General features: G+C 45.0%; 12 protein-coding genes and 1 other annotated feature (1 of these 13 running past the window's edge). Of the genes, 1 reads left to right on the top strand and 11 read right to left on the bottom strand.

What is annotated here, in order from left to right; translation table 11 throughout:
• Window positions 1-2 precede the first annotated feature (2 nt).
• The 10 genes from NST74_RS05020 to NST74_RS04975 form a co-directional block, all read right to left on the bottom strand.
• On the bottom strand, window positions 3-914 hold the full coding sequence (locus tag NST74_RS05020; protein ID WP_341110756.1) for an ROK family protein: 912 nt from the start codon (window positions 912-914) through the stop codon (window positions 3-5).
• Window positions 915-929: 15 nt separating this feature from the next.
• The gene (locus NST74_RS05015; RefSeq protein ID WP_341110754.1) at window positions 930-1,652 is read right to left on the bottom strand and encodes a 6-phosphogluconolactonase; all 723 of its coding nucleotides are present in this window, start codon (window positions 1,650-1,652) and stop codon (window positions 930-932) included.
• 20 nt (window positions 1,653-1,672) lie between these two features.
• Complete coding sequence (locus NST74_RS05010) at window positions 1,673-2,803, bottom strand: ROK family protein (protein WP_341110752.1); 1,131 nt, start codon at window positions 2,801-2,803, stop codon at window positions 1,673-1,675.
• 307 nt (window positions 2,804-3,110) lie between these two features.
• On the bottom strand, window positions 3,111-4,739 hold the full coding sequence (gene groL / locus NST74_RS05005) for a chaperonin GroEL (protein ID WP_341110749.1): 1,629 nt from the start codon (window positions 4,737-4,739) through the stop codon (window positions 3,111-3,113).
• Between the two features lie 78 nt (window positions 4,740-4,817).
• On the bottom strand, window positions 4,818-5,099 hold the full coding sequence (groES, locus tag NST74_RS05000; RefSeq protein WP_036676506.1) for a co-chaperone GroES: 282 nt from the start codon (window positions 5,097-5,099) through the stop codon (window positions 4,818-4,820).
• A gap of 458 nt (window positions 5,100-5,557) precedes the next feature.
• The gene (gene tatC, locus NST74_RS04995; RefSeq protein WP_042131868.1) at window positions 5,558-6,328 is read right to left on the bottom strand and encodes a twin-arginine translocase subunit TatC; all 771 of its coding nucleotides are present in this window, start codon (window positions 6,326-6,328) and stop codon (window positions 5,558-5,560) included.
• 150 nt (window positions 6,329-6,478) lie between these two features.
• Window positions 6,479-6,721, bottom strand: coding sequence for a twin-arginine translocase TatA/TatE family subunit (locus NST74_RS04990; protein ID WP_042124532.1), 243 nt, complete (start codon window positions 6,719-6,721; stop codon window positions 6,479-6,481).
• A 137-nt stretch (window positions 6,722-6,858) separates the two neighbouring features.
• A complete protein-coding gene (locus tag NST74_RS04985; protein ID WP_020429419.1) occupies window positions 6,859-7,344 on the bottom strand; it encodes a MogA/MoaB family molybdenum cofactor biosynthesis protein in 486 nt (161 codons plus the stop codon).
• Window positions 7,345-7,423: 79 nt separating this feature from the next.
• Window positions 7,424-7,897, bottom strand: a complete 474-nt coding sequence (moaC, locus tag NST74_RS04980; RefSeq protein ID WP_341110746.1) for a cyclic pyranopterin monophosphate synthase MoaC — start codon at window positions 7,895-7,897, stop codon at window positions 7,424-7,426.
• A 3-nt stretch (window positions 7,898-7,900) separates the two neighbouring features.
• Window positions 7,901-8,536 carry a 5-formyltetrahydrofolate cyclo-ligase gene (locus tag NST74_RS04975; protein ID WP_341110740.1) on the bottom strand — a complete coding sequence of 212 codons (636 nt, stop codon included), beginning with the start codon at window positions 8,534-8,536 and terminating at the stop codon, window positions 7,901-7,903.
• 244 nt (window positions 8,537-8,780) lie between these two features.
• On the opposite strand from NST74_RS04975, the gene NST74_RS04970 reads away from it, so the two are divergent.
• Window positions 8,781-10,721: an ABC-F family ATP-binding cassette domain-containing protein gene (locus NST74_RS04970; protein ID WP_341110738.1), complete on the top strand. Its 1,941-nt coding sequence runs from the start codon at window positions 8,781-8,783 to the stop codon at window positions 10,719-10,721.
• A gap of 407 nt (window positions 10,722-11,128) precedes the next feature.
• On the opposite strand, the gene NST74_RS04965 is transcribed toward NST74_RS04970, so the two are convergent.
• Window positions 11,129-12,664: a 2-isopropylmalate synthase gene (locus tag NST74_RS04965; protein ID WP_341110735.1), complete on the bottom strand. Its 1,536-nt coding sequence runs from the start codon at window positions 12,662-12,664 to the stop codon at window positions 11,129-11,131.
• A 238-nt stretch (window positions 12,665-12,902) separates the two neighbouring features.
• Window positions 12,903-13,120 (bottom strand) — a binding site (T-box leader) (it continues 65 nt past the right edge of the window).

The raw sequence follows: 13,120 nt of genomic DNA, 5'->3' as shown, positions 1-13,120 counted from the left end.
CTTCAAGCTCCTTTTGCCTTTTTATAAACGTTATAGCCGGCACCAATCATTCCGGCATCAGGTCCAAATTCAGTTAACACGATTTTAATGTTCTCTTTTAAGTGTGGAAGAACTTTCTTTTTAGCGCTTTCAATAACGCTATCAATCAGCCACTGGTTGTGATGAATGACCGCTCCTCCGACAACAATAATGTTCGGATCAATGATTTGCATCAAATTAACTATTGCGTTGGAAAAGTACTCCACCCACCTGTCAATCACTTCTATCGCTTGCTGGTCCCCCCTATGATAGCGTTCAAACAGCAAACCCGAGGTGGCATCGCTGCCATATAAAAGCTTACTTTCCGCTTCAAGAGCTGTGCCGCTGCATAGAGATTCCAAAGTACCGTTATACAGCGTTGAATGATTTCTTTTGCTATCGGAAATAATCATGCTTCCGATCTCGCCCGCATATCCATGTGCTCCTTGTATGATTTTTTTATCAAGTATGATACCGCATCCAATGCCTGAACTAACCGTTATATATATGGATTGGTTATAAGGCTTGGCAGCTCCATGATCCGATTCTAGCAGGGTGATCACGTTTACATCATTCTCAAAAAACACTTCATAATTCGGAAAGAAATCTCTGATTGTTGAGATACTAACATTCTCTAGGCAAGGAATATTAGTAACATCACGAATGATTTTTGTTTGATCCTTCCAAGGAATCGGCAATGCAATGCCTATCTTGCTTGCTAGCTGTTCGTGGTCGACTTTAGCGATCATTTCCTTGACGGTTTTGAAAATTTCTTCAGCATCTTGGAAGCCTCTTGTTAATGCCGACTCCTTCCGAACAAGTTCAAGTTGCTCGTTCACTAATCCAACCCTAATATTTGTTCCTCCAATATCTACTCCAATAACGAAGCTACCCATATTTACGCTCCTCAACTATGATGACTGATCCATATATTTAGCTGCTGCAGCATCCAAATAGAAATCTATATGCTCATAACCAAGCAATTGCTGAGCAGGTAGCTGTGCGTCTGAATTTGTGAGAATCTCCTTTACGATAGCGGCTTTGCGCTCTCCAGTTATGACGACAACAACTCTTTTACTACTTGCAATCTGTTCCAAACCTAATGTAATGCCTTGCTTTAATTCAGTCTGCTTAAGAAAATATTTTTGGGCGACTATCTTAGTCGTTTCTGACAATTCCACAACACTGCTACGATTCAATACTGGGCCGCCAGGTTCATTTAATCCAATATGTCCATTCATACCTACGCCCATCAAGCTGAAGGTAATCGGGTGTTGCTCGATAAAGCGATCAATTCGTAAACATTCCTGCTCTATATCCGGCGATGTTCCGTTAAAAAATTCAATCTGGCTACCATCCAGTGAAATCTGCGAAAATAGATCTTGATTCAACATCTGATAGCAGCTTCCTTCAGAGCTTTTATCTATACCAACCCACTCATCCAAGCTAACGATGTTTAGCCTCTTGATCTTCGACTGGATGTCCGCATCATTGGAAAATTTCTGATAGCTTTTTTGTGGAGTGCTCCCTGAAGCTAGGCAGAACACGGGATGATGATCGTTAATTAAACGATCTTTCATCTCTCTGGCAATTTCGTTTGCTACTTCTTCTTCGTTATCAAAGATTCTGATCATCCTGTTCACTTCCTTGTTGTTTAATCCGAAATGACGTTCATCATCTCTTGCTGGAGAATAAGTATCGCTGCTCCCATTGCTGTTGATTGATGTAAGTCACTCACAGAAATTTGTGGAGTCCACTCCGTATATTGCTCGACATAACTTTTCGTACGATCCAATATACGTTCCGGGAACAGCGCTACCGTTTTACCGCTAATAATGACCTGATCAATATCCAGAATGCTGATTATATTTGTAATCGTTAAAGCCAGATTCTTCGAAACATAATCAATGCAAGCTTCTACGTCATTCGCTGAATTCAAATCATATGCGCTTAGCAAGTACTTAATGGCTAATCTGCTTTCCAGCCAACCGACTGATGATGGAGTCCGCTTGTATTCTGAATCAAAGCACATATACTCCAGCTCGCCTGCTCTTGCATTAACACCGCGGTGTAACTCTTTGTTAATGATCAAGCCGCCCCCAACGCCATCACCTGCAGCAACATGAATGAGACTCGTCGTTGCTTGATCTGAGTTTTCAAGATTCCGAAATTCCGCCACAGTCGCTGCGTTCACATCATTCTCCAGAAGAATAGGCAAATTCACTTCACGCTTGAGATTTTCAATAATAGACTCATACTCAAAATCGTTTTCTTTATTGTGATGAGTTCTCATCCGAATCGTTTTCTTTCTTGTATTGATTGCGCCATCAACGCCAATACCAATCCCCAAAACAACACTATTTGTTTCCTTCGCTTTACTCTTCAAATGTTCCACAAGCTTTATAAATACCGAAGTGAACTGCTGACTATGGAACGGAATATCTGTTTCAATCGAATACGAATCTATGATCTTGCCGTGTAGATTAATAAGTAACGCCGTAATCGTATTGCCAATAATCTGTATTCCGATTGTCGTATAGCTGTTTTCATTAAATCTGTAAACCGTACGTTTTCTTCCCAAGCCGCCAGAACCTTCTCGACTTTCACCAGTGGCAGTCAATAAACCAATCTGTTCAAAAAAAGTGACAATCTTGCTTACAGTAACAAAGCTCATTGCCGTTTTTTCTGAAATCTCGACTTTCGCCATTTCAGGATATTGAAGCAAAATATCGAAGACTATTTTCCTGTTCTCATCTTTAATATCATTGGGCAGAAATGATTTCATAGGTCCTCCTGGTTATATTATTAACATAATTAATAAATGAAGTTAAATAATTAATTAAAAAAATACAAGGTCAGCAGTGACCTCTTAAATTTATTATATATTCACTGTAGTGAACGTTCAAGTGTATTTATTTAACTTCCTTAAATTAATCTATACTCTATCTTAAAATTACATCAAAAAGCTTTAAGATGCAGTCATTTACAAGTGTTTTTTTCTGAGCACACCATAAAAAAAGAAGCTTCCCACAAGTTCAATGAACTCATGAGAAGCCTCTAATCCATCCTATTTCAAGGCTTAATCAGCCTTATTACATCATGCCGCCCATTCCACCCATGCCGCCCATATCAGGCATACCTGGTTTTTCTGGCTCTGGCTTGTCAGCAATTACTGCTTCAGTAGTCAGGAACATTGCAGCTACGGATGCAGCGTTTTGAAGTGCGGAACGAGTTACTTTAGCAGGGTCAACGATACCTGCTTCGAACATGTTCACCCATTCACCAGTAGCAGCGTTGTAGCCGATACCTACTGCTTCTTTTTTCAAGCGGTCCACGATTACGGAACCTTCTTGACCAGCGTTAGCTGCGATGGTGCGAATTGGCTCTTCAAGCGCACGAAGCACGATGTTAACGCCTGTTTTCTCATCGCCAGTTACATCTACAGCAGCAACAGCACTATATACGTTCACAAGAGCTGTACCACCACCAGAAACGATACCTTCTTCAACCGCAGCGCGAGTTGCGTTCAGGGCGTCTTCGATGCGAAGCTTACGCTCTTTCAATTCAGTTTCAGTTGCAGCGCCAACTTTGACAACGGCTACGCCGCCAGCCAATTTAGCCAAACGCTCTTGCAATTTCTCTTTGTCGAACTCGGAAGTTGTTTCTTCCAGTTGAGCACGAATTTGGCTTACGCGAGCATTGATGTCCGCTTTGTCGCCGCTTCCGTCTACGATTGTAGTGTTTTCTTTTGTTACGCGTACTTGACGTGCGTTACCCAGTTGTTCAATGGAAGCGCTCTTCAGATCAAGACCGAGCTTCTCTGTGATCACTTGGGCACCAGTCAGAGCAGCGATATCTTGCAGCATAGCTTCGCGGCGGTCGCCAAAGCCAGGAGCTTTAACAGCAACAGCGTTAAATGTTCCGCGCAGTTTGTTCAAGATCAACATAGCTTGTGCTTCGCCTTCGATATCTTCAGCGATAATAACAAGCGGTCTAGCTTGTTGAACGATTTTTTCAAGCAATGGAAGAATTTCTTGAGTGCTGCTGATTTTTTTATCAGTGATCAAGATGTATGGGTTCTCCAGAACAGCTTCCATTTTGTCCGTATCAGTAATCATGTACGGGGAAATGTAACCGCGGTCGAACTGCATACCTTCTACGACTTCAAGTTCAGTAGCGAATCCACGGGATTCTTCAACAGTGATTACACCGTCTTTACCTACCTTTTCCATAGCTTCAGCAATCAATTGGCCCACTTCTTCGTCAGCAGCAGAGATAGCAGCTACTTGAGCGATAGCTTGGGAATCTTCGATTGGCTTAGCAATTTTTTGCAATTCTTCAACTGCTGCACGAACTGCTTTGTCGATCCCTTTGCGAATAACCATTGGGTTAGCGCCTGCAGTTACGTTCTTCAGACCTTCACGGATCATAGCTTGTGCCAGAACCGTTGCAGTTGTAGTACCGTCACCGGCTACATCGTTAGTCTTAGTAGCAACTTCTTTAACTAGTTGAGCACCCATGTTCTCGAATGCATCTTCAAGTTCGATTTCTTTAGCGATAGTTACACCATCGTTAGTGATAAGCGGGCTACCAAATTTTTTCTCAAGCACCACGTTACGGCCTTTTGGTCCGAGTGTAACTTTTACCGCATTTGCCAAAGCATCTACACCGCGCAACATAGAGCGGCGAGCTTCTTCACTAAATTTAATTTCTTTAGCCATTGTGTAATTACCTCCTAGAATTTTTTGTATATCACGTTACTTTAAGTAGTTTAGATTTAGCTTATGATCGACTCTCGCTTAGTCAAGAATCGCGTGAATGTCGCTTTCTTTCATAATCAAATATTCTTTACCTTCGTATTTGATTTCTGTTCCTGCATATTTTGAGAAAAGAACACGGTCGCCTTCTTTTACTTCAAGCGCTACACGTACTCCATCTTTCAAAGCTCCGCTGCCTACTGCAATAATTGTTCCTTCTTGTGGCTTTTCTTTCGAGGAGTCCGGAAGCACAATCCCGAATGAAGTGGTTTCCTCCTGCTCGCTCGGTAGCACCAATACGCGTTCACCTAAAGGTTTGATCATGAAAAAATAGCCTCCTTTAAAATTATGTTATTTTGCTTCAAAACATAGTTTAGAACTTGCCGGCCGTACTTCTAACTCTCTGATGTTTATGAAAAATATCAATTGGACGCTACAAATCTCTGGTCCATCTCATATTTTTCATAAGCGTTAGCACTCGACGGTCTGTAGTGCTAACAACAATTTTTATGATACTCAACTTGAGCCCGAATTTCAAGTCCTTTTACACAAATTCGCATTTGTTTTCGTAAAAACAACGTTTCACCGGTTGTCCTAGGCGCACACTCTATAACATTCTATCCACAGGGTGTGAAAATATGCGTTTGATTCCCAGTAGTTTCAACTGTACCACCTACGCTTGAACATTTCAAAAAGACTAAACACATCTTTACTTTAAAGGCGTTTTAAAAATAAAAGAGCTGTCTCTTTCGTAGAAATATCTACTTAGCGACAGCCCTTAATCACTCTTCCTCACTCTTCACATACTGTTCTTCCCTCGCTGCATCTGCAGCAAGCTGTTTGCGATAGACAAATGCAGATAAGAATACACTGAACTCATACAAAATGAGCAGTGGAATGGTCACCAGAAAGTCCGAGATGAAATCCGGGGGAGTGATGACTACGGCGATAAAGACAAGCGTGAAATAGGCGTATCGACGCATTTTACGCAAGCGTATCGGATTAAGAACCCGCAGTTTGGTCAGAAACATCACCAGCAGCGGAAGCTCAAATAGCAACGCTAAAGGTAGCACCAGACTGAACATGAAGTTAAAATATTGCGCAATTCCGTAGGTCTCTTCCAGCCCCATACTCCGGGTGATTGAGATCGTGAACGAAAGCGCCATTGGAAATACAACATAATAAGCAAAAGAAAGACCGATTAAAAAAAGAACAAAAACATATGGAACATAACGCAATGTTGCACTACGCTCTTCCGGTCTAAGGCCTGGACTAATAAACGCCCACAATTGATAAGCAATAAAAGGGATTGAAATGACAAGCGAAACTGCCATCGCGATCTTCATATACATCCCGATACCATCCCAGAATGAGAACGCATGCAGAACAAAGCCCTGTGCTAGATCTGTACTAATTAAATAATCGTAAATGGGCTTGGCGCAGAACAGACCTCCTACCAATCCAAGAATAAATACAATCAGCACATAAATAATCCGTTTACGCAGCTCGGTGAGATGATCCACCACCGACATTTCTTCCGTTTCGAGAGACATCCTGACACCATCCCATGACAAGAGTAGAAACATTACACCAGCTTTGTGTAAAACTGTGCCCGTTTCTGCAGAAAGCAACAAGCAAATTAAAAAAGGGGCGTCTCCTAAGTCTATTAGACTTGTGAGATAGCCCCATTGTTAAACTTATTATTATTCCGGCAGGCGTTTGTCCTGAGGAATATCTGCAGCGACCGTCTGCGGGGCCGTCGGCACAGGAGCTTCGCTCTTCTTCACCGGATCAGTATCACCGATGATTTCACGTGCGCCTTCCTTAAATTCACGGAAGGTTCGTCCAACTGCGCGGCCTAACTCTGGCAGTTTATTCGGGCCAAAGAGGAGCAGTGCCAGTATAACCAACAAGATAATACCCGGAGTTCCAATTCCACTAAACATTATTATTCCTCCTTGTCCGTCTATCCGATCATGGCATCGTTTACGATAATCTAATAATACCATAACTTATGTCACAGTTACATCCACTATCTTCTATAAATAGTTTATCCTTGTGACGTGACAAGAATATGACAATGTTATTGGCGGTATTGGCCAGTTACCATTAGTAACGCTTCCGGTAATTGATCCATAATGGCTGCCAAATTCTCATGAACACCCTTCGGTGTACCCGGTAAGTTGACAATCAACGTGCGTCCACGAATGCCGCATATCCCGCGGAACAGCATCACCGCACGGTTTTTTTGCATCACCGTACTTCGCATCGCTTCTGAAAGTCCAGGTACTTCCCGCTCGATTACACGCCGAGTAGCCTCCGGAGTCACATCGCGTATCGCTAGATCGGTACCTCCGGTCGTCAATACCAGATCCGCCTGAAAATAATCTGTCAGTTCTATCAAAGCTGCGATAATCTCATCTTGTTCATCGGGTACGATTCGATATTCAACAATCTCGCCCCCAAGCTCCTCTTCCACCAGCTCCCGAATAACCTGGGCGCTCGTGTCTTCCCGTTCGCCCCTGGCCCCTTTATCGCTGGCCGTTAGGATTGCTGTTTTCCACGCCATAGGTTTGTCCTCCCTCTCTATGTATAATTGGCTGTACAGTGCAGCCCGCTTGCTTCAGCGCATCGAACATAAGATCTGATCAAGGTTCAAGCGCGTAATCTCCATTCTTGCCCCCGCTTTTAGATACTAATAGCGTTGGTCCGATAATCATGTCCTTCTGAAGAGCCTTGCACATGTCATATACCGTTAATGCTGAGGCAGAAACAGCGGTCAACGCCTCCATTTCAACTCCGGTCTTTCCGGTGGTATGGACTATTGCTTCTATATAAAGTTCATCTTCGCTGTTATCGGAGAAGCTGATGTCAATACCGGTAAGCGGGAGCGGATGGCACATCGGAATCCAGTCAGACGTCTTCTTGGCCGCCATAATCCCAGCGATCTGCGCAACGGCAAGTACGTCTCCTTTACTGATCTTACCTTCCTTGATGGCACTAAGCGTCTCCATTGCCATCTTGATCTTACTCCGCGCGACAGCTGTCCGCTTCGTAATCTCCTTCTCACTCACATCCACCATACGAGCTCTTCCCTGCTCGTTAAAATGGGTCAATTCCACGGCTCACTCTCCTTTTCGGCAGTGCACTATGCCATTTTCAGTAATCAGCATGTCCATAAAGGCATCATGCTCATCCATGGGCACCTTCGGAACCACCTGCATACCATAGGCTAGCCCGATCCAGACAGGCGGCTTCGCAGCGGCATACTCTTCCGTCTCCCATGTCGCACGCAATCGATCATAGTATCCTCGGCCGTAACCAAGCCTACCCCCCTGGAGATCAAAAGCCAGCCCCGGAACAAACACAACCTCGGGTAGTGTAACAACTTCAATTTCTTGTGAATCTTTGCCGGATACAATAGGTTCATGGATACCATACGCCCCCGGCTCAAGCTCACTCCATGCGCTCACCCTATGAACACTCATTGCACCACTTGCCGGAATAACACGCGGCAGCAGTACCCTGCGCTGATCCTTCCACGCCTGTGTAAGAAGCGCGTTGGTATCGAGTTCAGAACGGAAAGATACATAAGCCATCAGTGAGGCGATGTCCTTCGTCTTCAGCCACTCTGATGCATGCTTGCAGACCAGAAAAGACAATTCCCTTCTCTGGTCCGAGGAGAGCTCGTTTCGGGCGATGGTCTTCTCAGTTCTTAGTTGTTGCTTTATTTTGGAGATCACCGACCCCTTACTTGACATCGTCGGTCACCCCCATATATTTATCCCAAGCTTATCCTTGTTTGTAAATCCAGTTTACCACTCTTCTCCCCGGTTCGCCAAGGTGGATAGGACTGTGTTTCCGGGCCAGGTCTTTATTCCTTGCTTCCAATATATCGAGCTCTCGCTTGGGAAACGCTTTTCATGTAAACTATAGAATAAGTTGTTCATACGGCTGAGGTATAAATACCAAGGCGAAATATGCAAGGGTGGAGGTTTCATCGTTATGCTTCTTCAAGCGACAGGAATTACAAAATCATATGGTATACAAAACGTACTAGACGGCATAAGCCTCCAGGTAAATGAAAAGGAACGTGTTGGACTCGTAGGTGTTAATGGTGCCGGCAAATCAACTTTTCTACAAATTCTGGCTGGTGAAATGTCCTATGACAGCGGTCAAATTCATAAATCAAAAGAAACTACAATCGGGTACTTAGCCCAAAATAGCGGACTTCAATCCGACAAAACCATTCATGAAGAGATGATGGCCGTTTTCGCACCGTTAATCGAAGCGGAGGCTGAGCTAAGAGAGCTGGAAGTAAGCATTGCTGATCCTAAGCTGGCAGAAGACCCAAAACGGTACGAAGAGCTGCTCGAACGATATGCCCGCCGATCAGATTGGTTCAAGGATCACGGCGGTTATGAAATGAATACACGAATCCGAAGTGTCCTGCACGGTATGGGCTTCGGCGAGTTCCCACCGGATACACCCATCGCCACACTTAGTGGCGGCCAGAAGACTCGGCTCGCATTAGCCCGCATTTTGCTTCAGGCTCCCGATCTTCTAATGCTGGATGAGCCTACGAACCATCTGGATATTGAAACATTAACTTGGCTTGAGGATTATCTTCGCAGTTATGCTGGCGGAATTCTGGTTGTTTCTCATGACCGTTATTTCCTGGACCGGCTTGTGACTACTATTGTAGAGATCGAGCGTCATCAATCTCGACGTTATACAGGCAATTACAGCCGGTATGTAGATTTGAAGGCTGCTGAATATGAAGCACGAATGAAACAGTATGAGAAACAGCAGGATGAGATTTCAAGAATGGAAGATTTCGTACAGAAAAACATAGTGCGAGCATCTACCACGAAACGTGCGCAGAGCAGACGCAAAGCGCTTGAGAAGATGGACCGCATAGATCGACCGATGGGCGATCTGAAGAAAGCCAGCTTCTCCTTCGAGCCCGACTTCATGTCTGGTAAAGAAGTGCTGCAAGTTCGTAATGTAGCCGTTTCCTTTAATGATGGTCCACCTTTGTTTAAGGATGCTTCTTTTGAACTGCGGCGTGGAGAAACCGCGGCACTCATCGGACCCAATGGTATCGGTAAATCTACACTGCTGCAGTGTATGACCGGAACCCGGGAGCCGTCCGCTGGAACCGTGAATTGGGGCACGAAAGTCAAGGTTGCTTATTATGATCAGGAACAGACACGCCTTAATCCGAAAAATACGGTAATGGAAGAGCTATGGAGTGAATACCCAATGATTGAGGAAGCCAGAATCCGTACAATTCTTGGCAATTTCCTCTTCAGCGGTGAAGATGTTCTTAAGAAGATCTCCGCGCTGAGCGGCGGCGAAAAAGCACGCGTGGCATTATCGAAGCTCATGTTGCGCGGCGCAAATATGCTCATTCTCGATGAGCCAACCAACCATTTAGATTTGGTCAGTCGTGAGGTGCTGGAATCTGCTTTAATCGATTTCGAAGGTACATTACTCTTCATTTCTCATGACCGTTATTTCCTCAACAAAATGGCTGAACGTGTGCTGGAGCTTCATCCCGAGGGGATCGACCAATACCTTGGTAACTACGATGACTATATCGAGAAAAAACGAGAATTAGAAGAGATTGCGAAAGATGCCGCCGAATTAGCCTCCAAGAACGTCAACAAGGATGCTGCAGTTCCTGAAAAAAGCACTGTTTCCTCCTTCGAAGCGGATAAGCAAGCCAAGCGTGAAGAGCGCAACCGGAAGCGGCGTATCGCTGAGCTCGAGGAAGGCATTGCCTCACTAGAGGAGTCGATCGCTTTTATAGAGAATGAAATGACTAAACCTGAAGTTTATCAGGATTATTTAGCACTTCAAGGTTATGAAGAGGACCTAAAAAACAAAAAAACGCAGCTTACAGATTTATTTAACGAATGGGAAATCCTTGCTGACGAATAATGTAAAACCCACTTCATAAATATTTTTTCATATTTCTCGATTTGTTCATAATTAGTTATCCACAGCTCTATACACAGGTTTCGTGTATAACTACCTACTAAAAAAGCCCCTTAGGGGCTCTTTTTATGCGTTAAATCGGTATTTTCGAAGTACAGGAATTATTATCCACCGAATTATCCACATTATCCACAATTCCCACAAGGTTTCACTGCTAACAAAAATGGATATAAAGCCATTTTAAAAAGAGCTGACATTGCTGATTTTACGCACTTTTTACACAACTCAGACAGAATATGTGGATAACGTTGTCCACAACTTGACAAAAGACGTAACCGCTCCAAAAACCCCTCATTTTATGATAAAAAAAGAACCCGCTATCTCTAAATCAGACAGCGGGTCTATATATATTAAACAATTTGTGTAGAGAGCAGCGCAGCGTTACAGGCTGCAATGTAGGCAATTCCTGCTGCCATGATAATATCTTGATGCGTAGCTGTGCCTCTAAATTTAAGACCTTCCCACTCTACCATCACAGCCGCTTCCGCTTGGGCATTCTCCCCACTTCCGAGTGAATGCAGTTCAAGTCCCGCAAAATCTATGTCCTCTGTTATCCCTTGGCCAATGGCAGCGATAATGGCCTCAAGCGGACCATCCCCAGTACTAGTATGTGAAGTTTCCTGTCCAGATTTCAAATGGCGAACCGTAACCGCGGCCACCCGGCGCTGGGCGCTACCTGCCAATACCTGAACCTCGCCCAGTTCATAAACCTGAGCTTGTTGTCCAGTAGTACTGCTTACCATTTGCAGCAGTTGGTCATCACTGACAACCTTTTGACGGTCAGCAGTCTCTTTAAACGATTCATACAATGCATCCAGCTCCGCAGGCTCAAGCGTAATACCATACTTCGCCGCCCGGTCCTTCAGCGCATGTCTGCCAGAATGCTTGCCCAGAATGATCATGCTACGTGGGATGCCCAGCCGTTCCGGATCCATGATCTCATAGGTGCTGCGATCCTTCAGCAAACCGTCCTGATGAATCCCTGACTCATGCTGGAAGGCATTTCTTCCGACGACTGGCTTGTTATAGGCGATTGGAAAATGCATTGCTCCGCTGATCATCCGTGAAGTATCGTACAACTTATCTAGCACAATGCCTGTTTCTGCCCCAATCGCATCCCCGCGGGTTTCGAGCGCCATCACAAGCTCTTCTAGTGCACAGTTCCCGGTACGTTCACCTACTCCGTTCACAGTGACTTCAATCTGTGTCGCGCCTCCATCAATCGCTGCCAGACTGTTGGCTACAGCCAGCCCCAAATCATTGTGACAGTGGGCACTATAGCTCACTTTGTCCCCGCCTCTTGCTCCCAGCCGCACTCGTCGGAACATTTCCCCGTATTCATGTGGCAAGGCGTAACCGACTGTATCGGGCAGATTGATAATAGAAGCGCCTTCCTCTATGACAGCTTCAACCATTTCAATCAGATCATCGATTCCTGTTCGCGCAGCATCCATCGCCGTGAATTCAACGACATCAGAGAATTGACGCGCGTAAGCCGTCATCTCGCGGGCTTTGGCTACGACTTCAGCTCTGCTCATACGCAATTGATGCTGCAAATGAATATCAGAAGAGGAGATGAACAGGTGAATCCGCCGCCGTTCAGCATCTTGGGTTGCCCGGACTGCCGCGTCAATATCCCCTTTAACCGCCCGTGCAAAACCGCAAATTTCCACATTTCGCACCTTACGTGAAATCGTCTGTACTGCTGCAAAATCACCAGGGCTCGATATCGGGAATCCAGGTTCCATCACATCAACACCCAGATCTGCGAGCTTATAGGCCAGTAGTATTTTTTGCTCTGGGGTCAGACTTGCGCCCGGAGCCTGTTCACCGTCTCGCAGAGTCGTATCGAAAATTTGTATACGTTTCTTTACTGGAATAATCATCTTAATTCCTCCTGTTATCCTCTTATTAGATTCCTTACCCTAGCCTATGCTTCAGCGCAGATCCACACGTCGACTTGTAGTCCTGCTAAATTCCCCACCCACTGCTGCCGGCAGCTGATACGAATGAACCCTCTGCACAATTTGGAACGTGCTGAGGGTTCACTCTTGGCGTCCAATGTAGCGGTGCGTCCGTAACCGGAACCGCTTCTATAAGAACGCAAAAACCCGCCGTCTCTAATAAAGAGACGGCGGGTTACCCCTCCGCGGTACCACTCTTTTTGACGCATAGGCTATAAAAATAATCCAAGCCTTTAAGCTGCGTCCTGCTCTTCTTCCCGGTCCATCCTGAGGATATCAGGAAATCTGGGAAGGTCCGATAACGGGGACAGCCGTAGGCAGCGTACTCTTCTTTCCGCCGCTCCGCTCCCGGGCGAGATTCAAGACATCCGGTGACTG

Origin of the sequence: Paenibacillus sp. FSL F4-0125, assembly GCF_038008565.1 — a bacterium.
Taxonomy (GTDB): domain Bacteria; phylum Bacillota; class Bacilli; order Paenibacillales; family Paenibacillaceae; genus Paenibacillus_AQ.
Note: the sequence above shows the minus strand (reverse complement) of the source record. Positions and strands in the feature narration are given on the sequence as shown.

What these genes read in the sequence shown, in the direction of transcription:
- NST74_RS04970 (WP_341110738.1), top strand. Translation starts at nt 8,781, where the DNA reads ATGCTTCTTCAAGCGACAGGAATTACAAAATCATATGGTATACAAAAC.
- groES (WP_036676506.1), bottom strand. Translation starts at nt 5,099, where the DNA reads ATGATCAAACCTTTAGGTGAACGCGTATTGGTGCTACCGAGCGAGCAG.
- groL (WP_341110749.1), bottom strand. Translation starts at nt 4,739, where the DNA reads ATGGCTAAAGAAATTAAATTTAGTGAAGAAGCTCGCCGCTCTATGTTG.
- NST74_RS04965 (WP_341110735.1), bottom strand. Translation starts at nt 12,664, where the DNA reads ATGATTATTCCAGTAAAGAAACGTATACAAATTTTCGATACGACTCTG.
- NST74_RS05020 (WP_341110756.1), bottom strand. Translation starts at nt 914, where the DNA reads ATGGGTAGCTTCGTTATTGGAGTAGATATTGGAGGAACAAATATTAGG.
- NST74_RS04990 (WP_042124532.1), bottom strand. Translation starts at nt 6,721, where the DNA reads ATGTTTAGTGGAATTGGAACTCCGGGTATTATCTTGTTGGTTATACTG.
- NST74_RS05010 (WP_341110752.1), bottom strand. Translation starts at nt 2,803, where the DNA reads ATGAAATCATTTCTGCCCAATGATATTAAAGATGAGAACAGGAAAATA.
- NST74_RS04975 (WP_341110740.1), bottom strand. Translation starts at nt 8,536, where the DNA reads ATGTCAAGTAAGGGGTCGGTGATCTCCAAAATAAAGCAACAACTAAGA.
- tatC (WP_042131868.1), bottom strand. Translation starts at nt 6,328, where the DNA reads ATGTCTCTCGAAACGGAAGAAATGTCGGTGGTGGATCATCTCACCGAG.
- NST74_RS05015 (WP_341110754.1), bottom strand. Translation starts at nt 1,652, where the DNA reads ATGATCAGAATCTTTGATAACGAAGAAGAAGTAGCAAACGAAATTGCC.
- NST74_RS04985 (WP_020429419.1), bottom strand. Translation starts at nt 7,344, where the DNA reads ATGGCGTGGAAAACAGCAATCCTAACGGCCAGCGATAAAGGGGCCAGG.